This window comes from Rugamonas brunnea (assembly GCF_014042345.1).
Lineage (GTDB): Bacteria > Pseudomonadota > Gammaproteobacteria > Burkholderiales > Burkholderiaceae_D > Rugamonas > Rugamonas brunnea.
Genome location: NZ_JACEZT010000008.1, coordinates 95,006 through 120,538, shown reverse-complemented (window position 1 = coordinate 120,538; position 25,533 = coordinate 95,006). Strand labels below are relative to the sequence as shown.

Sequence of the window (25,533 nt, the reverse complement as noted above, 5' to 3'; positions counted from 1 at the left end):
ACGCCGCATTGCCCACGGCCGGGCTTTGCATTAGTATGGCCGCTTTCCACCGACATGCGTCCCGCTTCCCCTCCATGGCATCGCCCGCACCCCATCCCCGCCGTACCGTCATCGTCGCCGCCCTCGTGGGCGCGCTGGCGGGAGGCATAGGCACCACCTATGCCGTGTTTTCGGCCACGGCGGGCACGCCATCGGCAAGCACGACGCCAGCCTCGGCCTCCGCGCTGGCGCCCGCCGCCGCCAGCGCGGCGACGGCAACAGCATCATCCGCCGCATCCACCGCGCCCACCGCATCGCCCGCGCACGCCAGCCGCAGCAAGGAACAAGCCGCCGCTGCCCTGATGGCGCTGCCGGAACTGCAAGCCTGGTCGGCGCTGCTGGAAAAACAATCGGGCGGCAAGGCGCATGGCGCCCTGATCGAATATGACGCGGCGCTGCGCACGGTGCGCGGCAAGACCTATTGGCAATTCAGCTTCGTGGAAAACAGCGAGGAGGCGGCGCTGCGCTGGGAGAGCTTCCTGCTCTCGACCAGCGACGATGAAATCCTGGTGGAAGACCTGGCGTCCGACGAGCTGCTCAGCCTCGAACGCTGGCGCAAGGAAAAGCAGCCCGGCAAGCGCACCAGCATCGACGGCTGATGCGCACCGGGGCCATGCAGCCGCTCACGCGGCTGTGCAAACAGTCATTTACGCGGCGGAGCGCGCCCGCGCCGGGCTGGCGCCACTCACCTGCCCCACCCACGTCACCGTCAGCACCGTGATGCCGGCGGCAAGCCAACCGTTGATGCCATAGCCGGCGATATGGCCGGCGCTGTCCGTCTGCAAGGTCAGCCCGCCCAGCAAGGCGCCCATGCCGCTGCCCAGTTGTTGCAAGGCCGAATTGACGCTAAGGAAAGCGCCTCGGTTGGCCGGTTCCGGGATGGTCGTCATCAAGGCTTGCAGCGGAATATTGCGGCCCGACACGGACAACATGAAGAACGGGAAGAACGCCATCACGGCCAGCAGCGGCAGCTGCGGCATGTGCGTCATGAACAGGAAGCACAGCGCGGAGAACAGGGCCACGTAGCGGTACACCTGCGGCTTGCCGGCCCGGTCCGACCACACCCCGATCAGGCGCGCCGTGAACAGCGTGACGCAGCCGCCCGCCAGGTAGACGTAGGTAATCTGCGCCGGCTCGATGCCGAGGTTCCCGACCAGCATGGGCGAGATGAACGGAATGATCAGCATGCCCGCCATCATGTTCAGCACGGACAGCAGGAAGGCCCGCAGATGGCGCGGCACGCGGAACAAGCTCAGCAGGTTGGGCAACACTTCGGACAGCGGCGCCTTCTGGCCCAGGTGCCCGCGCAGTGTCGGCAGCACGCTCCAGCCGGCCAGCCACACCAGCAGCGACAGCAGCACCAGCAGATAGAACGGCGAGGCCCAGCCGAAATGGGCGGCCAGCATGATCCCGGTCGGCACGCCGGCCACGGCCGCCATGCTGAACGAGGTCATCACGATACCCATGGCGGCGCCGCGCCGCTGGGCCGGGATCAGGTCGCCGATGATGGCCTGGCCGATGGCGCCCAGCACCCCGCCCGTGAGGCCGGCGAACGCGCGCGACCACACCAGCGTGGCGAAGTCCGGCGCCAGCGCGCAGGCCAGGTTGGACAGCGTGAACAGCAGGAATACCGTCAACAGCAGGCGCTTGCGGTCGAAGCGGTCGATATAGGTGGCCGCCAGCAGGCCGGACAGCCCGGCGCACCACGCGTAAGCCGACACGGCGCCCGACACGGCCGCCGGCGAAATGGAGAAGGCCCGCATCAACTGGGGTGCCAGCGGCATCATGACCATGTAGTCCATGATGACGGTGAATTGCGTGAGGGCGAGCAGCCACAGCACGTTGCGCTCGCGCGCGGGAGTCAGGAGGGTTGTCACTTGTTATTGTCCTTGGAATGTGAGGGGACGCCGGGGTCAGTCCAGCGCCTCGATGTCGGTGATGGCGCGGCGCAGGATGGCACGCACCTGCTCCAGCCGCGCCGGGTCCGGCTGGCCGTCGCGCGCGCGGCGGTGCACCAGGTCGCGTAATGCATGCATGAGGTTGCGCACGTCGCCGCGCGCGTCGCATGGTTCGCCCATGCGGGCCAGGATGGCGTCCACGAACTGCCGGTTCTCGGCCAGGAAAGCCTCGCCTTCGGGCGTGATGGTGTGCAGCTTCTTGTTGCCGTCGGCCGTGGCCGACACGTGGCCCATGTCGAGCAGCATGGACAGCAGCGGATAGATGGCGCCGGGGCTGGGCGTATAGCCGCCGCCGGAGCGCTGTTCGAGCTCCTTGATGATCTCGTAGCCATGGCGCGGCTTTTCCGCGATCAGTTGCAGCACCACATAGCGCATGGCGCCCGCATCGAACATCTTCGGCCCGCGCCCGTGGCCGCGCCCGCCGCCGTGGTGGCCATGCATAAGCGAGTGGAAACGATGGGCGCCGTGCAGGAATCGGAACATGGGAAACTCCTTAAGATATATCGCAATAAGATATATCGTAAACGTATTCCGCCAGAGTTCAAGCACAAATTTGTAACAGCCAAAAAACAAACCGGGGCCGGCGCCAGCATGCATCCACGCGTTCGTGTATGCATGTTGGCGCCGGCCCCGGGTGCGGGCAGAAAGCGGCTGGGTTTAGCTGTCGAGGTGGGAGATCAGCAGGCGGCGCGTTTCCGATTCGATGCCCTCGCCTTTGCGCTCCAGCACCAGCTCGGCGTTCTGGGCGTCCAGCGAGATGCCGACCGACAGGATGTCGATCAGCAGCAGTTGCAGGATGCGCGAGATCATCGACAGGAAGGTCGTGCTGTCCTCGCTGTGGTCCACCGCCAGGCACACCGTGGCCTTCTTGGCCAGCGGCGAGTTGCTGGCCGTGATGGCGATGACGTCGGCGCCGGCCGCGCGGGCCGTGTCCACGGCGTCCAGCAGGTCGGGCAGCTTGCCCGAGTTCGAGATGGCGATCACCACGTCGCCCGGCTTCAGCAGGCCGGCCGCCAGCCCGAACAGGTGCGAGTCGCCATACGACGAAGTGGGAATACGGAAGCGGAAGAACTTGTGCTGGCCGTCCAGTGCCACCACGCGCGAATTGCCCATGGCGTAGAACTCGACCCGCTTGGCCTTGCTGATCAGGGCGATCGCGCGGTCCAGCGAGCGCACGTCGAGCTGGTCGCGGAATTTCAAAATGGCCGACACGGTGTTGTCGACCACCTTGGCGCTCAGGTCGTGCGTGCTGTCGCTGATGCGCACCTGGCTGTGGCGCACAGGAATGGCGCCGGTCAGGCTGCTGGCGAACTTGAGCTTGAAGTCGGCCAGGCCGAGGAAACCGAGCGAGCGGCAGAAGCGGATCACGGTCGGCTGGCTCACTTCGGCCAGGCGCGCGATGTCGGCGATCGGTTCATTCAGCACCAGGCGCGGCTGCTCCAGCACCAGGCTGGCCACGCGCTGCTCGGCCGGCGTCAGCTCGTGCTGCAAGTGCTGCACGCGCTCCATCAGCGTGTTGGCGCCGCTGCGCCCACGCAAGTGTTCGGACAAGATCGTCGCCACGCCATAGAACGCGGGGTTGGGCGTGGTGATCACGTAGGTCGGGATCTCCGACAGGTAGCTGGTGAAACGGCCCTTGGCTTCGAAGCGCGCGCGGAACGGCGAGGTCTTGAACCATTCACCGAGGCGCGGCACGATGCCGCCGCCGATGAACACGCCGCCGAACGCGCCCAGCGTCACGGCCAGGTTGGCGCTGGCGCCGCCCAGCATGGCGCAGAAGCATTCGAGCACTTCCAGGCACAGCGGGTCCTTGTCCGTCAGCGCGCCCGACATGATCTCCTGGTTGGTCAGGTCGCGCACCTGGCGGCCGTTGCGCTTGGCGATGGCGCGGTAGATGATCTCCATGCCGGGGCCGGAGATCAGGCGCTCGGTCGAGACGTGCGACCAGGTCTGCCATGCGTATTGCAGGATCGAATATTCGCGTTCGTCGGCCGGCGCGAAGTTGGTGTGGCCCCCTTCACTGCCCAGCGTGACGAAGCCGTCCACGGTCGGAATCACGCCCGACACGCCCAGGCCCGTACCAGGACCCAGCACGCCGATCACGGAATTGCTGGCCGGCGTGCCGCCACCGACCTGCATCAGGTCGGCCGGTTTGAGGCCGGGAAGCGACATGGCCAGCGCCGTGAAGTCATTCACCACCAGCAGCGTGTGCAGGCCCAGGGCGCGGCGCACTTCGTCAGTGGAGAATTCCCAGTCGCGGTTGGTCATGCGCACCTGGTCGCCGCTGACGGGGTTGGCCACGGCCAGCGCCGCGTGGTTCAGCGTGATGTCGCCGTGCGCCGACAGATAGGAGCGCAGCATGGCCACGATGTCGGGGAAGTCGTCGCACTTGAGCACACTGACCGCGCGGAACTCGCCGGGCGCCGTCTGCAGCGCGAAGCGGGCGTGGGTGGCGCCAATGTCGGCCAGCAGCCGGGGACCGTCGGCAAACGCGGTGCGATTGATTTTTGGGTCAACTTCAGCTTGTTTCATCGTCGATACTGTCAAATCGTTAGGCAGCGGGTTTTGTTTGGAAGATAACGCGCCGGAAGGCGGCAAGCATACCCGAAATACGGCCCTTAAAGAAGAAAACCCCGCACAAACTGATTGAGCGGGGTTTCGCGTTCCTTACTGGCCGGCCGGGAGCAATCCGAACCAGGCGCCGTAGGCGGGCAGTCTGACCTGGTCGCCCTGCACGTCGCCGGGCAGGCCGTAGCCTTGCATCTGCTCGGCCCCGGCCACCTGCGGCAAGGTGAAGCTGGCCGCTTCGCCACCCAGGTTGAAGATGGCGACGATGGCGCGCTCACCTTCCAGGTCACGCCGCAGTGCCAGCACCGGCTCGGGCGCGTCGAAGAAGGTGATGCCGCCCCGGGTCAGTTGCGGCAGCGCGCGGCGCCACGCGATGAACTTGCGGGCGAAGGCCAGCGACGATTCCGGGTCCTGCTCCTGCACGGACGCGGCGCGCGCCAGTTGGGGCGCCACCACCGGCAGCCACGGCTTGCCGCTGGTGAAGCCACCGTGCGCGGCGGCGTCATCGGTCCAGGCAATTGGCGTGCGGCAGCCGTCACGGCCCTTGAACTCGGGCCAGAACGTGATGCCGTACGGGTCTTGCAGCAATTCGTAAGGCACGTCCGCTTCCGGGAAGGCCAGCTCGTCGCCCTGGTACAGGCAGGGCGTGCCCTTGAGCGAGAGCTGCATGGCCAGGATCATCTTGGCAAAGGCGACGGGCGCGTCCGGGCCGCCCCAGCGGGTGGCCACGCGCTGCACGTCGTGGTTGCCGACCGACCAGGAGGCCCAGCCGCCCTTGACGCGCGCTTCGAACTGCTCGACCTGCTTGCGGATATATTCAGCCGAGCAATTGGGCACCAGCAGATTGAAGCTGTAGGCCATGTGCAGCTTGTCGCCGTCGGCCGTGTATTCAGCCATCACGGCCAGCGAATCGTCGGCGCCCACTTCGCCGATGGCGACGGCGTTGTATTCGTTGAGCAGGCTGCGCAGCTTTTGCAGGAAGGCCAGGTTTTCCGGACGGCTCTTGTCGTACACGTGGGCTTGCATGCCGTAGGGGTTGACGTCGGACACAGTGGCCGTGTCGCGGTTCACTGCCGGCGGATTGCTGCGCAATTGCGTGTCGTGGAAGTGGAAGTTGCACGCGTCCAGACGGATGCCGTCCACGCCGCGCTCCAGCCAGAAGCGCAGACTGTCCAGGTGGGCTTGCTGCACTTCGGGGTGGTGGAAGTTCAGGTCGGGCTGGCTGACGAGGAAGTTGTGCATGTAGTACTGGCGGCGGCGGCTGTCCCACTGCCAGGCCGAACCACCAAACACGGACATCCAGTTGTTGGGCGGATTACCATCGGGCAGCGGGTCGGCCCAAACGTACCAGTCGGCCTTGGGATTGTCGCGGCTGGAACGGCTTTCCTTGAACCATGGATGGTCCTCGGCCGAGTGCGACATGACCTGGTCGATCATGATGCGCAGGCCCAGGCGGTGGGCCTTGTCGATCAGCGCGTCGAAATCGGCCAGCGTGCCGAACAGCGGATCGACGTCGCAATAATCGGACACGTCGTAGCCGAAGTCCTTCATGGGCGACTTGAAATACGGCGAAATCCAGACGATGTCCACGCCCAGCGATGCGATATAGTCCAGCTTGGCCGTAATGCCGGGCAAATCCCCCACGCCGTCGCCATTGGTATCGAGGAAGCTGCGCGGATACACCTGGTAGATGATGGCTTCGCGCCACCATTGGCGTTGCTGGTCGGAAGGCTGGGAGAGTTGTTTGGTCATGGCAAGGCCCGATATTGAATTTGTAGACAATATACATCAGCGATATGCATTTTTCAATGGGGACATGGTTTTCGCAACACCAAGCAAAAACCAATTAAATCAATAACTTACAAAGTTAAATGAAAACAGGGGCAACAATGAATAGTAGTCAAACTACACAAAAAGTAGTGCAAAGTGAGGAAGTGGAAGCCGGCAACGGGCCGATGCCGCGCCAAATTCCCTACATCATCGCCAACGAGGGTTGCGAGCGCTTCAGCTTCTACGGCATGCGCAACATCCTCACGCCCTTCCTGATCAGCACGCTCCTGCTGTTCCTGCCCCAGCCCGACCGGGCCGGCGAGGCCAAGCACGTGTTCCACACCTTTGTGATCGGCGTGTACTTCTTCCCGCTGCTCGGCGGCTGGATCGCCGACCGCCTGTTCGGCAAGTACAACACCATCTTCTGGCTGAGCCTGGTCTATGTGGCCGGCCACGCCTGCCTCGCCATCTTCGAGAACAACCTGCAAGGCTTCTATTTCGGCCTGTTCCTGATCGCGCTCGGCTCGGGCGGCATCAAGCCACTGGTGGCGTCGTTCGTGGGCGACCAGTTTGACCAGAGCAACCGCAACCGCGCCAAGGTGGTGTTCGACGCGTTCTACTGGATCATCAACTTCGGCTCCTTCTTCGCGTCGCTGCTGATGCCCATCTTCCTGCGCGACTATGGCGCCGCCGTGGCGTTCGGCATTCCGGGCCTGTTGATGGCCATCGCCACGCTGGTGTTCTGGATGGGGAACAAGCAGTATGTGCACGTGCCGCCGGCCCCGGCCAATCCCCATTCCGTGCTGCGGGTGGCGCGCTCGGCGCTGCTGGCGCGCCAGCCCGGCCAGTCGCGTCCCGGCCTGACCGTGGCCGCCATGGGCGCCGCCGGCGCGCTGGCCTCACTGGCCATGACGCCGCAATGGGGCTTCGTGATCTCGGCCTGCCTGGCCCTGGTGCTGGTGCTCGCGTTCGGCGGCCTGGGCACGGCCATGCAACTGGAACGGGCCCGTGGCGCGCATCCGGACGAGACCATCGAAGGCGTGCGCGCCGTGCTGCGCATCCTGGTCGTGTTCTCGCTGGTCACGCCGTTCTGGTCGCTGTTCGACCAGAAAGCCTCAACCTGGATCGTGCAGGCCAACGACATGACCAAGCCGGACTGGTTCCTGCCCGCGCAAATGCAGGCGCTCAACCCCTTGCTGGTGATGCTGCTGATCCCGTTCAACAATTTCGCGCTGTTCCCGCTGCTACGCCGGCTGGGCTGGGAGCCGACCACGCTGCGCCGCATGACGGGCGGCATCGCCTTCACGTCGCTGGCCTGGGTGGTGATCGGCGCCATCCAGTTGCAGATGGACGGCGGCACGCCGACCTCGATCGCGTGGCAGATCCTGCCCTACACCCTGCTCACCTTCGGTGAAGTGCTGGTGTCCACGTCCGGGCTGGAATTCGCGTACAGCCAGGCGCCGGCCTCGATGAAGGGCACCATCATGAGCTTGTGGTGCCTGGCCGTCACCGTCGGCAGCCTGTGGGTGCTGATTGTCAATGCGGGCGTCAAGAACGATGCCATCACGGCCATGATCGCCACCACGGGCCTCAGCACGATCGCATTCCAGATGTTCTTCTTCGCCGCCTTCGCGCTGGTGGCGGCCATCCTGTTCGGCTGGTATGCGCGCAGCTACCGCATGACCAACCACTACCGCCCGGCCTGACCCTGGCCTCCCGCCTTGGGCGGAAATCCGCATGCGGCGCGCGCGCCAATGGCGGATTTCCGCCCAGCTTGCTGATGGCGCGCAATCCGACTGCCAGCACGATCCGATATAAATCAACACCTTAGCGTTCGCTATAGGTTCCCCTTGTGGCTGGCACAGAAACTGCAGTTGCTTCTGCATCACAACCACAACGGAGACCCAGCATGTCCAAGTACCGCCTGCTCGCCCTCAGCACCGCCCTCCTCTGCACCGCCGCCCAGGCGGAAGACGTGGTCCGGCTCGGCAATCTCAAATTCGCCCACTACGGCGCCGTTTCCTACATCAAGGAAATCGCGCCCAAGTGCGGCATCAAAGTGGAAGAACACGTGTTCGCCAAAGGCCCGGATGTGATGCAAGCCATCCTGGCCGGCGAACTGGACGTGGGCGCCACCGCCTCCGAGGCCGCCATCTCCGGCCGCGCCAACGGGGCGCCCATTTACGTCGTCGCCGGTTTCGCCAAAGGTGGCGCGCGCCTGGTCGCGCGCCCCGATGCCGGCATCAAGTCCATCAAGGATTTGAAGGGCAAGAAGGTGGGTGTCACGCGCGGCGGCATCCATGAAGTGCTGCTGGTGGCGGAACTGGCCCAGCACGGCCTGACGGCGTCCGACCAGCCAGGCAAGGACGTGCAACTGGTGTATCTCGCGTTCGCGGACTTGAACCAGGCGCTGATGGGCAAGAACCTGGACGCCATCATGCAAAGCGAGCCGCAATCGTCGCAGGCCATCAACAAGGGCTATGGCGTGGAAGTGATGAAGCCCTACGACACGCCGATCGGCGCGCCGGTGCGCACCATGGTCATGAGCGAGAAGTTCTACAAGGAGCACCGCGCCGTGGCGGCCAAGTTCATGAACTGCTTCGTACAGTCGACCAAGCTGTTCATCGATAACAAGGCCGTGGCCGAGAAATACGTGCGCGAAGTGATCTTCAAGAACCAGATCACGAAGAACGACTTCGACGACGCCATCAGCAATTCGCCCTACAGCTACGACATCACGCCCGAGCATATCCAGCTCACCACCGACGTGATGGCGAAAACCGGCACCGGCAAGATGCGCACCCCGCCCGTGGCCAAGGACTGGGTCAAGACAGACCTGCTGGAAGCGGCCAAGAAAAGCCTCAACATCCAATAAGCGGGGACACCATGAAACAACAACACTGGCGTGAATTCGCCGCCGGCATCGTGGTGCCGGTACTCGTCGTCGCCCTGTGGCAGGCCAGCGCCATGCTGGGCTGGGTCAACCCGCAGGTGCTGCCGTCGCCCGCAGCCGTGGTGCACAAGTGGTTCGAATACCTGCTGCCGTTGCAGCCCTACGATCCGGCCGCCGGCTCGTGGCTGGCGTGGGCGTTTTCCGGTGAACTGGTGGGCGACACCTTGAGCAGCATGTACCGCGTGCTGGTCGGCTTCGTGGTGGGAGCCGGACTGGCGCTGCCGCTGGGCCTCGTGATGGGGTCGAGCAAGCGCATGTACGCGTGGTTCAACCCGCTGATGCAGGTGCTGCGACCAATTCCGCCGATCGCCTACATTCCGCTGGCGATCCTGTGGTTCGGCCTGGGCAACGCGCCGGCCGTGTTCCTGATCGCGCTGGGCGCCTTCTTCCCGGTGCTGATGAACACCATCGCCGGCGTGCGCCAGGTGGACGGCATCTACATCCGCGCCGCCCGCAACCTGGGCGTGGGCCAGCACACCATGTTCGTGCGGGTGATGCTGCCGGCGGCCGTGCCCTACATCCTGTCGGGCGTGCGGATCGGCATCGGCACCGCCTTCATCGTCGTCATCGTGTCGGAGATGATCGCCGTGAACAACGGACTCGGTTTCCGCATCCTGGAGGCGCGCGAGTACTTCTGGTCGGACAAGATCATCGCCGGCATGATCAGCATCGGCTTGCTGGGACTGGCCATCGACGTGGCCATGAACAAATTGAACAACCATCTGCTGCGCTGGCACCGCGGCCTGGAGAACTGACATGAGCGCATCCCACATCGCCGTACGCGGCGTCAACAAGGTATTCCAGGCCGACGGCCGCGAGGTTGTCGCGTTGAAGAACATCGAGCTCGATATCCCGCAGGGGCAGTTCGTGTGCCTGCTGGGGCCATCGGGTTGCGGCAAGTCCACGCTGCTCAACGCCGTGGCAGGCTTCTCGCTGCCGTCGTCGGGCACCATCCACGCCGACGGCAAGCTGGTGACGGGCCCCGGTCCCGAGCGCGGCATGGTGTTCCAGGAATACGCGCTGTTCCCGTGGATGACGGTGGCGAAAAACATCGCGTTCGGCCTGGAGATCAAAGGTATGGGCCAGCGCGAGATCGACGCCAAGGTGGCCGAACTGCTGAAGATGCTGTCGTTGCAGGACTTCGCGCAGCGCTATCCGAAAGACCTGTCGGGCGGCATGCGCCAGCGCGTGGCCATCGCCCGCGTGCTGGCGCTCGATTCGCCCATCATGCTGATGGACGAACCATTCGGCGCACTGGACGCGCTCACCCGGCGCAACCTGCAGGATGAATTGCTGCGGATCTGGTCGGAGCTGAAGAAGACCATCATCTTCGTCACCCACAGCATCGAGGAAGCGATCTACCTGGCCGACCGCATCATCGTGATGACCTACCGCCCCGGCACGGTCAAGCGCGACATGCTGGTGGAGCTGCCACGCCTGCGCGACCCGGCCGCCGCCGAGTTCAACGCCCTCAAGCGCGAGCTGGGACAGTTGGTGATGGAAGAACAGCAGCGCCACCACAACGACGAAATCCGCCTCGCGGCCGTGGACTAAAGCGCCAGCAAGGAACAGCCCCCTCTGCAGGTAGCAGCAAGGGAGCATTCCTCCTCAGTTAGCGCCAGCAAGGGGACTGACCCATCATCAGTTAGCGAGGCCGGAGCCCGCGACACCAAATGCGGGTCTGTCCCCGGTTTTCGCTTGCCGAGAATCAGCCCCCGTCCCCGATGTTGTACAGTACCGACCATGAAGCGCGCACTCCCCTCCCTGCTGCTGTTCCCGGCCCTGATCGTGGCCGCCTGCATCGTAGCGGGCGCTTGGCTGTTCGGCACCCGCCACGCCCGCGCGGAACTGCAGGACCAGGCCCAGCGCCAGCTCCAGCTGATCGCGCCCGACCTGCAATCGGTGCTGCAAAAATTCGAAACCCTGCCCTTCGTGCTGGGCTTCCAGCCCGACCTGATCCAGGCCCTGGCCCACCCGGACGACCCGCAAGCCATCGCCCGCCTGAACAGCACCCTGCACACCATCCAGCAGCAAGCCAAGGTGGGCGCCATCTACGTGATGGACCGCGACGGCCTCACGCTGGGCGCCAGCAACTGGGACCAGCCGCTGGGCTTCGTCGGCAAGAACTTCTCCTACCGCCCCTACTTCCACGCCGCCCTGCACGGCCAGGCGGGCCGCTTCTACGGCATCGGCACCAGCACCAGCGAAGCCGGCTACTTCATCGCCCAACCCGTGTACCGCGACGGCAGCGCGCGCGGCGCCGTGGCCGGCGTGGTGGCCGTCAAAATCAGCCTGGCCGAATTCGAGCGCACCTGGCGCAGCAGCGCCGATCCCATCGTGCTGGCCGACCGCAGCGACGTGATCTTCCTCAGCAACCGGCCGGACTGGATCTACCGCAGCCTGCGCCCGCTGGCCCCAGCCACCGTGCAGGAACTGGCGCGTACCCAGCAATACCTGGACAAGCCGATCGCGCCGCTGCCCGCCAGCGTCCTATCCCCCATCGCGCCCGTCACGCAGCCGGTCGGTGAACTGGGCTGGCAATTGATGCTGTTCCCCGGCCAGGAGCGCGTGTCGCGCGCCGGCCTGCAATGGGCCCTGGCGGCCATGCTGCTGCTGGCCTGCGCGGCCGTGTCGCTCTGGGCCATGCATCAGCGCCGCCGTCGGCTGGAGGAAGCCCAGGCGTCGCGCGCTGCGCTGCAACGGGCCGCGCTGCAACTGGAAGACCGCATCGCCGAGCGCACCGACCAGCTGCGCCAGACCAACGCCAGCCTGGAGGCGCGCTACGCCAAGCTGCAGGAAACGGAGCAGTTGCTGCGTTCGACGCAAAATGAGCTGATCCAGGCCGGCAAGCTGGCCATGCTGGGCCAGATGGCGGCCGGTGTCACGCATGAACTGAACCAACCGCTGGCAGCCATCCGCGCCTTCGCCGACAATGCCCGCACCTTCCTGGAACGGGGCATGACGGCGCAAGCCACCAGCAACCTGGGTCACATCGCCGACGCCAGCGCGCGCATGGGCGCCATCATCAGCCAGCTCAAAGGCTTCGCGCGCAAGGACGAAAGCGTGGCCACGGTGGACCTGGCCGCCTGCGTGCGGGCCGCGTGCTTCCTGCTGCAAAGCGAATTCCGCCGGCTCGGTGTGACGCTGGAGGTGACAGCCGACGAGGGTTGTTGCAAGGTGACCGGCGACGCCGTGCGCATCGAACAGGTGCTGATCAACCTGCTGCGCAACGCGCTCGATGCGGTGGAGACGGGCGCGCCCGACGCGCCACGGCACGTGCGCGTGGCACTCGCGCGCGAGGGGGAGCACGCACATGCACTCAACCCTGCGCACGACCATACCAACGCGCTGGTGAGCATCACCGACAGCGGGCCGGGCATCCCGGAGCAGGTGGCGGCCCACCTGTTCGAGCCATTTTTCACCACCAAGCCGTCCGGCAAGGGACTGGGGCTGGGACTGGCCATCTCGTCGTCCATCGTGCAGGCCATGAACGGCCAGCTCACGGCCCGCAATTTGCCGGAGGGCGGCGCGCGCTTCGAACTGCGCCTGCCACTGTTGATAGAAGGAGAACTGTGAAGTGAGCGCGATGCAAGCGATCCTGGTTGAAGATGAAGATGCGCTGCGCCTGGCCACCAGCCAGACGCTGGAACTGGGCGGCTTTACCGTGCAGGCCTGCGCCAGCGCCGAGGAAGCGCTGCCGCTGCTGCGGCCCGACTACGGCGGCGTGGTGGTGACGGACGTGCGCCTGCCCGGCCGCAGCGGCCTGGAATTGCTGGAGCAGGTGGTCGCGCTGGATGCGGAACTGCCCGTCATCGTCGTCACGGGCCACGGCGACGTCAGCATGGCGGTGGCGGCCATGCGCGGCGGCGCCTACGACTTCATCGAAAAGCCATTCGCCGCCGAGCGCCTGCAGGAGACGGTGCGCCGCGCCCAGGAACGGCGCGCGCTGGTGCTGGAGAACCGCGCACTGCGCGCCCAACGCGCCCTGCATCCCGATTTGCCGGACCTGGTTGGCCGTTCGGAGGCCATCGAGCGCGTGAAGGTCATGATCCGCAACGTGGCGCCGGCCGCCGTCGATGTACTGATCCATGGGCAGACCGGCACAGGCAAGGAGGTGGTGGCGCGGCTGCTGCACGCGGCCAGTGGCCGCAAGGGCCAGTTCGTCGCCATCAATTGCGGCGCCCTGCCCGAATCGGTATTCGAGAGCGAGATCTTCGGCCACGAGGCGGGCGCCTTCACGGGTGCGCAGAAACGCCGCATCGGCAAGCTCGAATACGCCAACGGCGGCACCGTGTTCCTCGACGAGATCGAAAGCATGCCGATGGCCTTGCAGGTCAAGCTGCTGCGCGTGCTGCAGGAGCGCCGGCTGGAGCGGTTGGGCGGTAACGAAAGCATCGCGCTCGATTGCCGCGTGGTGGCCGCCACCAAAACAGACCTGCTGCAACTGGCGGCCCAGGGCCTGTTCCGCGAAGACCTGTACTACCGCATCGGCGTGGTCAACCTGGAGCTGCCGCGCCTGCGCGACCGGCCCGACGATATTCCGCTGCTGCTGGCCCACTTCGTCCAAGACGCGGCGGCCCGCTTCCAGCGCCCAGTGCCCAACTGGAGTGCGCAGCAAATGGCGCAATGGCAGGCCGCCGACTGGCCCGGCAACGTGCGCGAGCTGCGTAACTTCGCCGAGCGGCTGGTGCTGGGCGTGGTGCAGATGCCGGCCGGCGTTGCGGCCACCGGCGCGGCTGTCGGTGCGGCGACCGGCACAGTCACCGGCACTGCCACCGGCACGGCTGCCGGCATGGCGCCGGCCGATGCCGCCACCACACCCCATGCGGCGCCGGCCGGCCCTTCCCTGCCCCAGCAGGTCGACCAGTTCGAGCGCGAACTGATCGTCCGCGCGCTCGACGCCACCGACGGCAACGTGGCGCTGGCCGCCGACCACCTTGGCGTGCCGCGCAAGACCCTGTACGACAAGCTCAAAAAATACCAGATCGGCACCGGCAGAAAATAGCCTGCTCCGGCTGGCGACGCATACAGCCGGCGCAGCCCTGCCCTCAAATATGTATCAAAACTACAGAAATTGGATTACCATATCCAGCAATTTCTAGGCTGTGTTCTGCATATTTGTAGCAACACTACCAAATCATGATACGGAGATGAGCTGATGGGCGCACACCAGACCGGCGCGTGGCAACGCGTGGCACACCTTACGGCGGGCGGCGCGCTCGCCCTCACATGTCTGGCTGCGGCTGCGGCCGGCACGGTAGCCAGCACACCTGAGCTGGCCGCCTGCAACGGCCCGTTCTCCATCGTGCAGCAACCTGCTGTTACCACCGACGCCCGCGCCTACTGGTTCAACCGCCAACTGCTGCGCTGGCCTGGCGCGGACGCCGGCGCCACCTTCAAACTGTACTACTCGGCCGCCGGCACGCTGAACACCGCCGCCGGCGCCAAGGTCAGCGGCGCGGACGGCGCCATCACGCTGGAACGCTACGACGGCGCCCTGCCCGCCGAGCTGGCGCAACGCTTCAAGTTCGTCGCTGCTGGCGCCACGCTGGCCCTGCCGGCCGCCGACGGGGCCCGCGCCGGCACGCTGCTGCGCCAGCAACTGGTGCTGGTGCAAGAAGGGCCGGACGGCACCGTGCGCGACGCCACCAGCATGCAGATCGCCGGTGCGCTGGACGACCTGTACGCCGGGGCCGGCGAAGCGAACGATCTGGGGGTGACCGTGGCGCCCGGCCGCAGCACCTTCAAGCTGTGGGCGCCCACGGCGCGTCAGGTCGCCGTGTGCGTGTACCCCAAAGGCAGCGGCGCAGCGCGCGCCATCGTGCCCATGGCGTTCGACGCGGCCACCGGCATCTGGTCGGCCACCCAACCTGCCGACCTGTCGGGCCAGTACTACCAGTACGCGGTGGACGTGTTCGCGCCCACCAGCGGCATGGTGCGAAACCTGGTCACCGATCCGTACTCCATCAGCCTGACGACGGATTCCAAACGCAGCTACATCGCCAGCCTCGATGCGGCCAATTTGAAACCGGCGGGCTGGGAGCGCGACCGCGCGCCCAACAAGGTGGCGGCGCAGCCCGACATGGCCGTGTATGAACTGCACGTGCGCGATTTCTCCATCAACGACAAAACGGTGAGCGCCGCCCATCGCGGCAAATACGCGGCCTTCACGGAAACGCACTCCAACGGCATGAAGCACCTGGCCGCGCTGAGCCGGGCCGGCATGACCGACGTCCACCTGCTGCCCGTGTTCGACATCGGCAGTGTGCCGGAACAAGGCTGCGTGACGCCCCATCCATCGGGCGCCCCGGACAGCGACGCCCAGCAGGCGCTGATCAAGTCCACCCAGCTCACGGACTGCTACAACTGGGGCTACGATCCCTACCACTACAACGCGCCCGAAGGCAGCTACGCCACCGATCCGGCCGACGGTGCGCGCCGCGTGATCGAATTCCGCCAGATGGTGATGGCGCTGCACAAGGCAGGCCTGCGGGTGGGCATGGACGTAGTCTACAACCACACCTACATCGCCGGCCAGAACGAGAAGTCGGTGCTGGACCGCGTGGTGCCCGGCTACTACCACCGCCTGGACGCGCTGGGCAAGATCGAACGTTCCACCTGCTGCGACAACACGGCCACGGAAAACCGGATGATGGCCAAGCTGATGATCGACTCGGTGGCCCAGTGGGCCGTGCAGTACAAGATCGATTCGTTCCGCTTCGACCTGATGGCACATCAGCCGCGCGCCGCGATGGAGCAGTTGCAACGCCGCGCCGACGCGGCCACCGGCCGCCACGTGAACCTGATCGGCGAAGGCTGGAACTTTGGCGAAGTAGCCAATGGCGCGCGCTTCGTGCAGGCGTCGCAGCTGTCGCTCAACGGCAGCGGCATCGGCACCTTCAGCGACCGTGGGCGCGACGCCGTGCGCGGCGGCGGCGCAGGTGACACGGGCCTGCAGCTGTTCAGCAAACAGGGCTACATCAATGGCCTGGTCTACGATCCCAACGCGCAGGCAGGCCAGCATGCGGCCAGCGAATTGCAGCATGCGGCCGACATGGTCAAGGTGGGCCTGGCCGGCTCCATCCGCGCCTATCCGCTGACGCTGGCCGACGACAGCACGCGCGAACTGCAGGCCATAGCCTACGCCGGCCAGCCAGCCGGCTACGCGAGCGAACCGGGCGAAGTGGTCAACTACGTCGAGAACCACGACAACCAGACCATGTACGACAACAACGTGTTCAAGCTGCCGCTGGCCACCAGCACGGCCGAGCGCGCGCGCGTGCAGATGCTGGGCGCGGCCATCAACGCCTTCAGCCAGGGCGTGGCTTACTTCCACGCCGGCTACGACATCCTGCGTTCCAAATCGCTGGACCGCAACAGCTTCGAATCGGGCGACTGGTTCAACCGGCTGGACTGGACCTACCGCGACAACAATTACGGCGTTGGCCTGCCGCCGGCCGACGACAACGGCAAGGACTATGCGCTGCTCAAGCCCCTGCTGCGCGACGCGAAGCTGAAACCGGCGCCGGCCGATATCGCCTATGCACGCGACGCGTTCCGCGACCTGCTGGCCATCCGCGCCAGCAGCACCCTGTTCCGCTTGCGCACGGCCGACGACATCAAGCGCCGCCTGCATTTCTACAACACCGGCTCGCAGCAGCAGCCGACCGTGATCGTGGCCCACCTCGATGGCGAAGGCTATGCGGGCGCGCGCTTCAAGTCGCTCACCTACCTGATCAACGTGGACAAGGTGGCGCACACGCTGGCCGTGCCGCAGGAACGGGGCCGGGCCTACGTGCTGCACCCGGTGCACCTGCGCGCCGGCGCCGCCGACCAGCGCCCCGCGCGCGCGGCGCGCTTCGACAGCGCGACGGGCACATTTGCAGTTCCGCCACGCTGCGCTGTGGTTTTTGTCGAGAATAGATAAGATTATCAAAGTTTCATGTTATCTTTTTGGTTTTGCAATTTCACCAGAAAGAGAACATGAAGCGTCCATCCCTGCTGCCCCTGCTGTTGTCGATGGCCCTGAGCTCGGCCCTGCTGACCGCCTGCGGCGGCGGCGATGCCGGCCTGCCCAAGAATGTCGCCCCGGTCGCCAACGCGGGCACCGGCCAGACGGTGGACGCGGGCACGCTCGTCAAGCTCAATGGCAGCTACACGGACGCCAACCAGGATCTGGTCAGCTACACGTGGACGCTGACCAAGCCGGCCGGCAGCATGGCCTCGCTGCTCAATCCGAAAGTGGCCACGCCCGACTTCATCGCCGACATCGCCGGCACCTACACGGCCACGCTGACCGTCAACGACGGGGAGCTCAATAGCACGCCGGCCAGCGTGTCGTTCACGGCACAGGTGCCGGTGGCGGCCTTCGTCGCCCTGTGGGATGGCGACACCTGTGCCACGTCGCGCCGCATCTACGTGGCGGACGGCCATCTCGTGTACACGCAACAGGGCTCGACCACCTGCGCCGACACCAACAGCGCCAGCCTGTACGAAAGCACGCCGGCGCGCCTGCTGTGCAAGAGCGGCGGCATCGCCACATTGCCATGCAGCGAATCGGCCAACCAGGCGCTGATGACCAGCATCCAGGCCGACATCGTGCACTTCCTGCGCAACGAGCCGACCGTGGACCACAGCATCAAACAGGTCTACACCTACGGTCCCTGATCACTGGCCGATCAACACCACCGCGTTGTGGGCCGGGAAGGTGACCTTGCCCTTGACCACCACGGCGCTGGTGCCGGAGTAGTAATCACGCACCCGCGCGCCGTTGGCGAACACGCCATGCACGTCGATCGCGGCCGGCTTGTCGGTCGGCTGCTCCAGCGCCACCACCACTTTGTCGTGCAGGACGCCGCGCTCGAACGTGCGCTTGAACACGTAGGGGTGGGCCTGCAATTGCTGGTGCACGCCCGCGCCCACAGCCACGTGGGCCTTGCGGAACAAGGCTAGTTTGGCCCAGTGGCTACGCACGGCCGCCACGCTGTAGCCATCACGCTTGGCGTCCGTGGCCAGGTCATCCCAGTTCATGAATGAGCGCAGCTTGGCGTCGCCCTGCGCCTCGGCCGGATCGAGCCGGCGCGCCGTTTCGTCGCCGTAGTAGATCTGGGCGGCGCCGGGCGCCAGCAGCAGCTTGTTGGCGCTTTCGAACGGTTTGGTGCGGGCCGGGTCGAACGGTTGGTCGAAGTCGTGCGACGCCAGGTAGTTGAGCACCGTGTAGCCTTGCAGCTCGCCGTGCAGCTTCGCCGAGTAGCTGCTGAACAGGGTTTCATAATCCTGCTTCGCGTCCCACACCAGGCCGAAGTTGATGATGCTGTCGAAGCCGCCGTCCTTGTAGTAGTTGACCTTGTGGCCGCCGCCCAGGTCGAACTCCTGGCCGTTGGCGAGGTTGTAGCCAAACAGCTCGGCCGTCATGAAGAACTTGTCGTCACCCAGCTTGCGGGTGGGATGGTCACGCTTCCATTCCTCGTAGGCCAGCGACGCTTCCTTGCCCAGCTCCTTCCATGCGCCCACTTCCACGTGCTTGACGGTGTCGGCCCGGAAGCCGTCGAAGCCGTACTTGCGCACCCAGTCCGCATGCCATTTGATCAGGTAGTAGCGCGGCGCGCGCGGATAGCCGGTGCGGGCGAAGAAGGCATCCAGTTCCGCCACCTCGCGTTCGTAGCGGCCCTCAGCCTTCCACTTGGCCACCAGCGCCGGCGGCAGGGCCACGTTGTCGTTGCTCTCGGTGCGCACGTCGGGCAGGTTGGGTACCAGGGTGCAGGAGATGGTGGTGGCCGGGTCCTTGTAGGTGCAGACGGGGCCGGTGCGCACCCACTCGGGCGGCCACACGGGGTCCTGTTCCGTCACGGGACCGGTCTGGTTCATCACCACGTCGAGCAGCACGCGGATGCCGTGCGCATGGGCCGCGTCCACCAGCGCGCGCATGTCCTGCTCCGTGCCCAGGTTGGCGTCCACGCTGGTCCAGTCGCGCGCCCAGTAACCGTGGAAGCCGTAGGACTTGCCCGTGCCCTCGTCGGTGCCGCCGTGGATCTGCTCGACGGGCGGCGTGATCCAGATCGCAGTCACACCCAGGCTGTCGAAATAACCGTCGTTGATCTTGGCCGTCACGCCGGCCAGGTCGCCGCCCATGTAGCCGCGCAGCGGCGCGGCGTCGGCCTGGCGGCCATAGGCCAGGTCGTTGGCACGGTTGCCGTTGTTGAAGCGGTCCGTCAGCAGGAAGTAGACGGTGGCGTTCTCCCACAGGAATGGCCTGGCGGCCGCGGACGCAGCTTGCGCCAGCTTGCCCGATGCGGCCGGCGCAGACATGGCCAGCGGCGCGGCCAGCGCGCCCAGCGCCAGCGCCAGGGTCATTGCGAGAGGAGTCTTGTTCATGCTGTCTTTTCCTGTGTGGTTGTCGTTTCAGTTGAAATTCAGGTGACCACGCTGGGCGCGGCGCGGCCGGTGTAGGCGCTGATGCCGGCCACGTGTTCGGCGACGGCAATCAGGCCGGCCAGCGCCTGCTGCGTGGGCAGGTGGTGCTGCGCAGGATCGGCTTCGTAGCGCTCCAGGTAGACGCGCAAGGTGGCGCCCTCGGTGCCCGTGCCGGACAGGCGGAACACGACGCGCGAACCGTCCGTCATCACAATGCGCACGCCCTGCTGGCGCGCCACCGAACCATCCACCGGATCGGTGTAGCAAAAGTCGTCCGCCAGTTCCACCGTGTACTCGCCCAGGCGCTGGCCGGCCAGGCCGCCCAGGCGCGCGCGCAGGGCGTCCATCAGTTCGGCGGCGGCAGCGCTGTCGATGGCTTCATAATCGTGGCGCGAATAGTAGTTGCGGCCGAAACGGGCCCAGTGCTCCTGCACCAGCACCGCCACGCTCTTGCCGCTGGCGGCCAGCAGGTTGAGCCAGAACAGCACGGCCCACAGGCCATCCTTCTCGCGCATGTGGTCCGAGCCGGTGCCATAACTCTCCTCGCCGCACAGGGTGACTTTGCCGGCATCGAGCAGGTTGCCGAAGTACTTCCAGCCGGTCGGCGTCTCGAAGCAGGGCACGCCCAGCGCGAGCGCCACGCGGTCGGCCGCGCGCGAGGTGGGCATGGAGCGGGCCACGCCGCGGATGCCGGCCCGGTAGCCCGGCGCCATGGTGGCATTGGCGGCCAGCACGGCCAGGCTGTCCGATGGCGTCACATCGAAACGGCGGCCGACGATCATGTTGCGGTCGCCGTCGCCATCGGAGGCGGCGCCGAAGTCGGGCGCGTCCTCGCCCGCCATCAGCGCGATCAGGCTGGCCGCGTTGACGGGGTTGGGGTCGGGATGATGGCCGCCGAAATCCTCCAGCGGCACGGCGTTGATGACGGTGCCGGCCGGCGCGCCCAGCATGCCCTCCAGGATAGCCTTTGCGTAGGGGCCGGTGACGGCGCTCATGGCGTCGAAGCGCATCGTGAAGCCGCGCGCGAACAGGGCGCGGATGGCGGCGAAATCAAACAGCCCTTCCATCAATTGCGCATAGTCGGCCACAGGGTCGATCACATCCACCGTCATCTGTTCGATGCGGGTGCTGCCCGGCGTATCGAGGTCCACATCGGGCGCATCGCTGGCGCGGTAGCGGTGCAGCGCCACGCTGTGCTGCCACACGGCCTCGGTCAGCGCTTCCGGCGCCGGGCCGCCATTGGCGATGTTGTACTTGATGCCGAAGTCGCCGTCCGGCCCGCCCGGATTGTGGCTGGCCGACAGGATGATGCCGCCGGACGCGCCATGCTTGCGGATCACGCAACTGGCGGCCGGTGTGGACAGGATGCCGCCCCGCCCCACCAGCACGCGCGCGTAACCATGGGCGGCGGCCAGCCGCAGGATGGTCTGTACGGCGGCGCGGTTGTGGTAGCGGCCATCGCCGCCCAGCACCAGCGTCTTGCCGCTGCAATCGCCGAGCGTATCGAACAGGCTTTGCACGAAATTGTCGAGATAGGCGGGCTGCTGGAATACCGTCACTTTCTTGCGCAAGCCCGAGGTTCCCGGCCGCTGGCCGGGATATGGCGTGGTCGCCACCGTCTGTATCGTCATGTTCGCTCCGCGTTGGTTGGGGGGACAGCGGACGATACTATCGCAAACAGCGCAACTCAGGCGGCGGCCTTGATCCCCGCGTCCTTGGCGCTGGCGGCTGCGCTGTCCTTGACGAACAGCGTCAGCACACCGGCCAGCACCATGCAGCCGCCGCCCAGCATCAGCGTGTTGACCGTGTGGCCGGCAAAGAAATGCTTGGTGATGGAGCCCAGCAGCAAGCCGCTGCAGATCTGCGGAATCACGATGAAGAAGTTGAACACGCCCATGTAGTAACCCATGCGCTTGGCGGGCAGCGCGCCGGCCAGGATGGCATACGGCATGGTCAGGATGCTGGCCCAGGCGATGCCCACGCCGATCATCGGCACGAATAGCAAGTTCAGGTTGTGGATGGTGAAGATGCTGATCAGGCTCAGGCCACCGATGGTCAGGCAGGTCATGTGCACCACCTTGCGGCTGGTGTAGCGTGCGAACACGGGCAGGATGAAGGCGGCCAGCGCCGACACGCCGCTGTAGACGGCGAACATGATGCCCACGTGGTTGCCCGCTTCCTGGAACGCGGCCGATTGCGCATCCACCGTGCCGAACACATTCTCAGCGATGGCCGACGTGGTGTAGATCCACATGGCGAACAGCGCGATCCAGGTGAAGAACTGCACGAAGGCCAGTTGCACCATGGTCTTGGGCATGCGCGCGAAGCCGCCCAGGATTTCCGCCATGGCGTGGCCCAGGCCTTTGCTGCGGGCGCGCTCGGCGCGGAACGCTTCCATGTCGTCCGGCGGCGCCTCCTTGGCCGTCAGCACGGTCCACAGCACCGACACCAGATAGACGGCGCCGCCGATGTAGAACGAGTAGCGCACGGTGTCGGGGATGGCGCCGTTGACGGGCACGTTGCTCACACCGAGCAAGTCCGAGAAGATGGTGGGCAGCAGCGAGGCGATCACGGCGCCCCAGCCGATGAAGAAGGTCTGCATGGCGAAACCGGCCGTCTGCTGGGCGGGACTGAGCTTGTCGCCGACGAAGGCGCGGAACGGCTCCATCGACACGTTGATGGCGCCATCCATCAGCCACAGCACGGCGGCGGCCATCCACAGGGCGCTGGAATTGGGCATCAGGAACAGCGCGATCGAGGCCAGCACGGCGCCGACGAAGAAGAACGGCCGGCGGCGGCCCCAGAACGGGTGCCAGGTGTTGTCGCTCAGGTAGCCGATCACGGGCTGCACCAGCAGGCCGGTGACGGGCGCGGCCAGCCACAGGAAGGCCAGGTCGTCGGGATTGGCGCCCAGCGTAGAAAAGATGCGGCTGGTGTTGGCGTTCTGCAGTGCGAAACCGAACTGGATGCCGAAAAAGCCAAAGCTCATGTTCCAGAGCTGCCAGAACGTCAGCCTGGGCTTGTTGGAAGAAGGTTGCATGCCTGCGTGTCCCCGTTATGTGGTCCGGTCTGGAGGCCGGAGCTCAGCGTCAAAATGCGAATTTGTAGCAAAGTAACACGCTAGACCACAGGTGTCAATCGAAACAACTTCATAGTAAAATAAAGGAGTTAGCCGCGCACAGCACCGTGGTTTTGTAGTCAAATGTAGTCAAATAACATAACCGAACACATGACTCGGAAAAACTGAGACCCCTCCACATGACAAGCAAACCAAGCAGACATTTCGCGGGCCTGGCCCTGCTGCTCGCCGCCAGCCCCGCCGTGCTGGCCCAGAACCTGGAACGCCGCTTCGACAGCGCCACCCTGCATGGCAACCAGCTGGAAGTGCGCACCAGCGATGGCCAGTACCTGATCAAGCCCTACTCCACCCGCATCGTGGAAACCACCTTCGTGCCGGCCGGGCAAAGCGTGGAGCCCGAGTCGCACGCCGTGGTGCTGGCGCCGGCCGCCGTGAAGGCCACACTCAGGAACAAGGGTAACACCGTCGAATACGCGACCGGCGGCCTGACCGTCACCATCACCCGCGCGCCGTTCCAGATCGCTTATGCCTACAAGGGACGGCCGCTGGTGGCGGAAAAACGCGGCTACGGCAAGACCGGCTACGGCGAGCGCATCGAGTTCGCGCTGGACGGCACGGAAGCCCTGTACGGCGCCGGCGCCCGCTCGGTGGGCATGAACCGGCGCGGCCATCGCTACACGCTGTTCAACAAGGCCGACTATGGCTACAGCGACCATTCGGAGCTGATGAACTTCACCATGCCGCTGGCGCTGTCGTCCAAGCGCTACCTGCTGCACTTCGATAATCCGCAAACGGGCTACCTCGATTTCGACAGCAAAGGCGACAACAGCCTGACCTACGAAACGGCGGGCGGGCGCAAGACCTACCAGGTGGTGGCCGGCGACAACTGGCAAGACATCATCGCCGGCTACACCAGCCTCACGGGCCGCCAGCCCATGCCGCCGCGCTGGGCGTTCGGCAATTTCGCCATGCGCTTCGGCTACCACACGGAAGCGGAAGCGCGCGCCACGGTGGACAAGTTCATCGCAGACGACATCCCGGTGGACGCCATCGTGTTCGACCTGTACTGGTTCGGCAAGACCGTCAAGGGCACCATGGGCAACCTGGCCTTCGACCAGGACAACTTCCCCCATCCGGCCCAGATGATCGCCGACTTCAAGACCAAGGGCGTGAAGACGGTGCTGATCACGGAGCCGTTCATCGTCGATACCTCGTCGCGCTGGCAGGAAGCCGTGCAAAAGCACATCCTGGGCACGGACGCCAACGGCGCGCCGCTGGCCTACGATTTCTATTTCGGCCACACGGGCCTGATCGACATCTTCGGCCAGCCGGGCCACGACTGGTTCTGGAACATCTACAAGGGCTTGCACGACATGGGCGTGGCCGGCGTGTGGGGCGACCTGGGCGAACCGGAAGTGCATCCCGGCTCCATGCGCCACGCCACCGGCACGGCGCAGCAGGTGCACAACATCTACGGCCACCAGTGGGCCAAACTGGTGGCCGACGGCTACCGCCAGGACTACCCGACCGAGCGTCCGTTCATCCTGATGCGGGCTGGCTACTCCGGTTCGCAGCGCTTCGGCATGATCCCGTGGTCGGGCGACGTGGACCGCAGCTGGGGCGGTTTGAAGTCGCAGCCGGAGATCGCGCTGCAGATGGGCATGCAAGGCCTGGCCTACATGCACTCAGACCTGGGCGGCTTCGCCAACCCCAACCTGGACAATGAGCTGTACACGCGCTGGCTGCAGTATGGCGTGTTCCAGCCCGTGTTCCGCCCGCACGCGCAGGAGGAAGTGCCGTCCGAGCCGGTCTACCGCGACGCGCCCACCAAGGCGCTGGCGCGCGACGCGATCCGGCTGCGCTACCGCATGCTGCCGTATAACTACACGCTGGCCTTCGACAACCACCAGCAAGGCTTGCCGCTGATGCGCCCCATGCTGTACGAGGAGCCGGACAACGTGCAGGCGCGCGCCATCGCCTCCACCTACCTGTGGGGCAAGGACTTCCTCGTCACGCCCGTCACCAGCAAGGGCGCCACCGAGCAGCAGGTATGGTTCCCCGCGCACAGCGTGTGGTTCGACTTCTACACGGGCCAGCGCCAGGACGGCGGCGCCAGCCGCGCCGTGAAGCTGGCGCCGGACCACATCCCCGTCTACGTGCGGGCCGGCGCCTTCATCCCGCTGGCGCCCGTGGTGCAGACGACGCGCGACTATACGACCAAGGCCATCGAACTGCACTACTACCACGACCACACGGTCCGCAGCGGCGAGGGCAAGCTGTATGACGACGATGGCGAAACGGCGCAAGCTTGGGAGCAGGGCAAATACGAGCTGCTGCACTTCGCCAGCAAGCTGCAGGGCCGCGCGCTGACGCTTTCGCTGTCGTCGGAAACGGGCGCGCACTACCAGCGCCCGCAGCGCAGCATCGCGCTGCAGGTGCACAACGTGGGCGCCAAGCCGCCCGGCGTGCAGCTGGACGGCCAGGCGGTGGACTTCGCCTGGGACGGCGCGGCGCGCCTGCTGACGGTGCAACTGCCGGCCAGCGACCTGGCTGCGCGCACAGTGGACATTTCACTGGCGGCGGCTGACGCTCACTAAAACCAGGGTCAGACCCTTGCTGCGCTTGCTGCGGTGGCCATCACGCTGGCGGCGGCCGGCACCCGCTGACAAATCCGCAACACTTGGCAAAACCGCCACACGCGCCAGCCTGACGTGTATATTAATGGCCTTCGGACCACCCGGTCCGGAGGCCAT

The 25,533-nt window shown here is 65.8% G+C and carries 17 protein-coding genes; 10 read left to right on the top strand and 7 right to left on the bottom strand.

All coding sequences use genetic code 11. The features are described 5' to 3' along the window. The first annotated feature begins 74 nt into the window (after nt 1-74). On the top strand, nt 75-638 hold the full coding sequence (locus H3H37_RS25860; protein ID WP_229218829.1) for a hypothetical protein: 564 nt from the start codon (nt 75-77) through the stop codon (nt 636-638). Between the two features lie 48 nt (nt 639-686). On the opposite strand, the gene H3H37_RS13685 is transcribed toward H3H37_RS25860, so the two are convergent. The 4 genes from H3H37_RS13685 to H3H37_RS13670 all read right to left on the bottom strand — a co-directional run bounded on the left by H3H37_RS13685 (nt 687) and on the right by H3H37_RS13670 (nt 6,317). Continuing rightward, entirely contained in the window at nt 687-1,916 is a 1,230-nt protein-coding gene (locus H3H37_RS13685) for an MFS transporter (protein ID WP_182163349.1), read from the bottom strand. Nucleotides 1,917-1,952: 36 nt separating this feature from the next. Then, complete coding sequence (locus tag H3H37_RS13680) at nt 1,953-2,480, bottom strand: PadR family transcriptional regulator (protein WP_182163347.1); 528 nt, start codon at nt 2,478-2,480, stop codon at nt 1,953-1,955. A gap of 174 nt (nt 2,481-2,654) precedes the next feature. Continuing rightward, on the bottom strand, nt 2,655-4,529 hold the full coding sequence (locus tag H3H37_RS13675; RefSeq protein WP_182163345.1) for a glucokinase: 1,875 nt from the start codon (nt 4,527-4,529) through the stop codon (nt 2,655-2,657). A gap of 135 nt (nt 4,530-4,664) precedes the next feature. Further along, on the bottom strand, nt 4,665-6,317 hold the full coding sequence (locus H3H37_RS13670; protein ID WP_182163343.1) for an alpha-glucosidase: 1,653 nt from the start codon (nt 6,315-6,317) through the stop codon (nt 4,665-4,667). 203 nt (nt 6,318-6,520) lie between these two features. Here H3H37_RS13670 and H3H37_RS13665 point away from each other — a divergent pair, with 203 nt between their 5' ends. The 8 genes from H3H37_RS13665 (at nt 6,521) to H3H37_RS13630 (ending at nt 17,955) form a co-directional block, all read left to right on the top strand. Then, entirely contained in the window at nt 6,521-8,041 is a 1,521-nt protein-coding gene (locus H3H37_RS13665; RefSeq protein ID WP_182163341.1) for a POT-type proton-dependent oligopeptide transporter, read from the top strand. A 203-nt stretch (nt 8,042-8,244) separates the two neighbouring features. After that, nucleotides 8,245-9,210: an ABC transporter substrate-binding protein gene (locus H3H37_RS13660; protein ID WP_182163339.1), complete on the top strand. Its 966-nt coding sequence runs from the start codon at nt 8,245-8,247 to the stop codon at nt 9,208-9,210. An 11-nt stretch (nt 9,211-9,221) separates the two neighbouring features. Then, nucleotides 9,222-10,043 (top strand): ABC transporter permease, encoded by an 822-nt coding sequence (locus H3H37_RS13655; RefSeq protein WP_182163337.1) that lies wholly within the window; start codon nt 9,222-9,224, stop codon nt 10,041-10,043. A 1-nt stretch (nt 10,044) separates the two neighbouring features. Beyond that, complete coding sequence (locus H3H37_RS13650; protein WP_182163335.1) at nt 10,045-10,842, top strand: ABC transporter ATP-binding protein; 798 nt, start codon at nt 10,045-10,047, stop codon at nt 10,840-10,842. Between the two features lie 189 nt (nt 10,843-11,031). Beyond that, complete coding sequence (locus tag H3H37_RS13645) at nt 11,032-12,864, top strand: sensor histidine kinase (RefSeq protein ID WP_182163333.1); 1,833 nt, start codon at nt 11,032-11,034, stop codon at nt 12,862-12,864. Between the two features lie 10 nt (nt 12,865-12,874). Beyond that, a complete protein-coding gene (locus H3H37_RS13640) occupies nt 12,875-14,293 on the top strand; it encodes a sigma-54-dependent transcriptional regulator (protein ID WP_182163615.1) in 1,419 nt (472 codons plus the stop codon). Nucleotides 14,294-14,446: 153 nt separating this feature from the next. Next, nucleotides 14,447-17,215: an alpha-1,6-glucosidase domain-containing protein gene (locus tag H3H37_RS13635; protein WP_182163331.1), complete on the top strand. Its 2,769-nt coding sequence runs from the start codon at nt 14,447-14,449 to the stop codon at nt 17,213-17,215. A gap of 56 nt (nt 17,216-17,271) precedes the next feature. After that, nucleotides 17,272-17,955, top strand: coding sequence for a PKD domain-containing protein (locus tag H3H37_RS13630; RefSeq protein WP_182163329.1), 684 nt, complete (start codon nt 17,272-17,274; stop codon nt 17,953-17,955). On the opposite strand, the gene H3H37_RS13625 is transcribed toward H3H37_RS13630, so the two are convergent. Genes H3H37_RS13625 through H3H37_RS13615 form a run of 3 tightly spaced genes read right to left on the bottom strand, consistent with a single transcriptional unit; the run spans nt 17,956 to nt 22,741 of the window. Further along, on the bottom strand, nt 17,956-19,662 hold the full coding sequence (locus H3H37_RS13625; protein ID WP_182163327.1) for an alpha-amylase family glycosyl hydrolase: 1,707 nt from the start codon (nt 19,660-19,662) through the stop codon (nt 17,956-17,958). It lies immediately after the preceding gene. A gap of 38 nt (nt 19,663-19,700) precedes the next feature. Then, complete coding sequence (locus H3H37_RS13620; protein ID WP_182163325.1) at nt 19,701-21,332, bottom strand: alpha-D-glucose phosphate-specific phosphoglucomutase; 1,632 nt, start codon at nt 21,330-21,332, stop codon at nt 19,701-19,703. 56 nt (nt 21,333-21,388) lie between these two features. Continuing rightward, a complete protein-coding gene (locus tag H3H37_RS13615) occupies nt 21,389-22,741 on the bottom strand; it encodes an MFS transporter (RefSeq protein ID WP_182163323.1) in 1,353 nt (450 codons plus the stop codon). A gap of 218 nt (nt 22,742-22,959) precedes the next feature. Between H3H37_RS13615 and H3H37_RS13610 the strand changes: the two genes are divergently transcribed. Next, entirely contained in the window at nt 22,960-25,377 is a 2,418-nt protein-coding gene (locus tag H3H37_RS13610; protein WP_182163321.1) for a glycoside hydrolase family 31 protein, read from the top strand. The last annotated feature ends 156 nt before the right edge of the window (nt 25,378-25,533 follow it).

Coding starts and splice junctions, on each gene's coding strand:
- H3H37_RS25860 (WP_229218829.1), top strand. CDS start 75: ATGGCATCGCCCGCACCCCATCCCCGCCGTACCGTCATCGTCGCCGCC.
- H3H37_RS13680 (WP_182163347.1), bottom strand. CDS start 2,480: ATGTTCCGATTCCTGCACGGCGCCCATCGTTTCCACTCGCTTATGCAT.
- H3H37_RS13675 (WP_182163345.1), bottom strand. CDS start 4,529: ATGAAACAAGCTGAAGTTGACCCAAAAATCAATCGCACCGCGTTTGCC.
- H3H37_RS13670 (WP_182163343.1), bottom strand. CDS start 6,317: ATGACCAAACAACTCTCCCAGCCTTCCGACCAGCAACGCCAATGGTGG.
- H3H37_RS13665 (WP_182163341.1), top strand. CDS start 6,521: ATGCCGCGCCAAATTCCCTACATCATCGCCAACGAGGGTTGCGAGCGC.
- H3H37_RS13660 (WP_182163339.1), top strand. CDS start 8,245: ATGTCCAAGTACCGCCTGCTCGCCCTCAGCACCGCCCTCCTCTGCACC.
- H3H37_RS13655 (WP_182163337.1), top strand. CDS start 9,222: ATGAAACAACAACACTGGCGTGAATTCGCCGCCGGCATCGTGGTGCCG.
- H3H37_RS13650 (WP_182163335.1), top strand. CDS start 10,045: ATGAGCGCATCCCACATCGCCGTACGCGGCGTCAACAAGGTATTCCAG.
- H3H37_RS13645 (WP_182163333.1), top strand. CDS start 11,032: ATGAAGCGCGCACTCCCCTCCCTGCTGCTGTTCCCGGCCCTGATCGTG.
- H3H37_RS13640 (WP_182163615.1), top strand. CDS start 12,875: ATGCAAGCGATCCTGGTTGAAGATGAAGATGCGCTGCGCCTGGCCACC.
- H3H37_RS13635 (WP_182163331.1), top strand. CDS start 14,447: ATGGGCGCACACCAGACCGGCGCGTGGCAACGCGTGGCACACCTTACG.
- H3H37_RS13630 (WP_182163329.1), top strand. CDS start 17,272: ATGAAGCGTCCATCCCTGCTGCCCCTGCTGTTGTCGATGGCCCTGAGC.
- H3H37_RS13625 (WP_182163327.1), bottom strand. CDS start 19,662: ATGAACAAGACTCCTCTCGCAATGACCCTGGCGCTGGCGCTGGGCGCG.
- H3H37_RS13620 (WP_182163325.1), bottom strand. CDS start 21,332: ATGACGATACAGACGGTGGCGACCACGCCATATCCCGGCCAGCGGCCG.
- H3H37_RS13615 (WP_182163323.1), bottom strand. CDS start 22,741: ATGCAACCTTCTTCCAACAAGCCCAGGCTGACGTTCTGGCAGCTCTGG.
- H3H37_RS13610 (WP_182163321.1), top strand. CDS start 22,960: ATGACAAGCAAACCAAGCAGACATTTCGCGGGCCTGGCCCTGCTGCTC.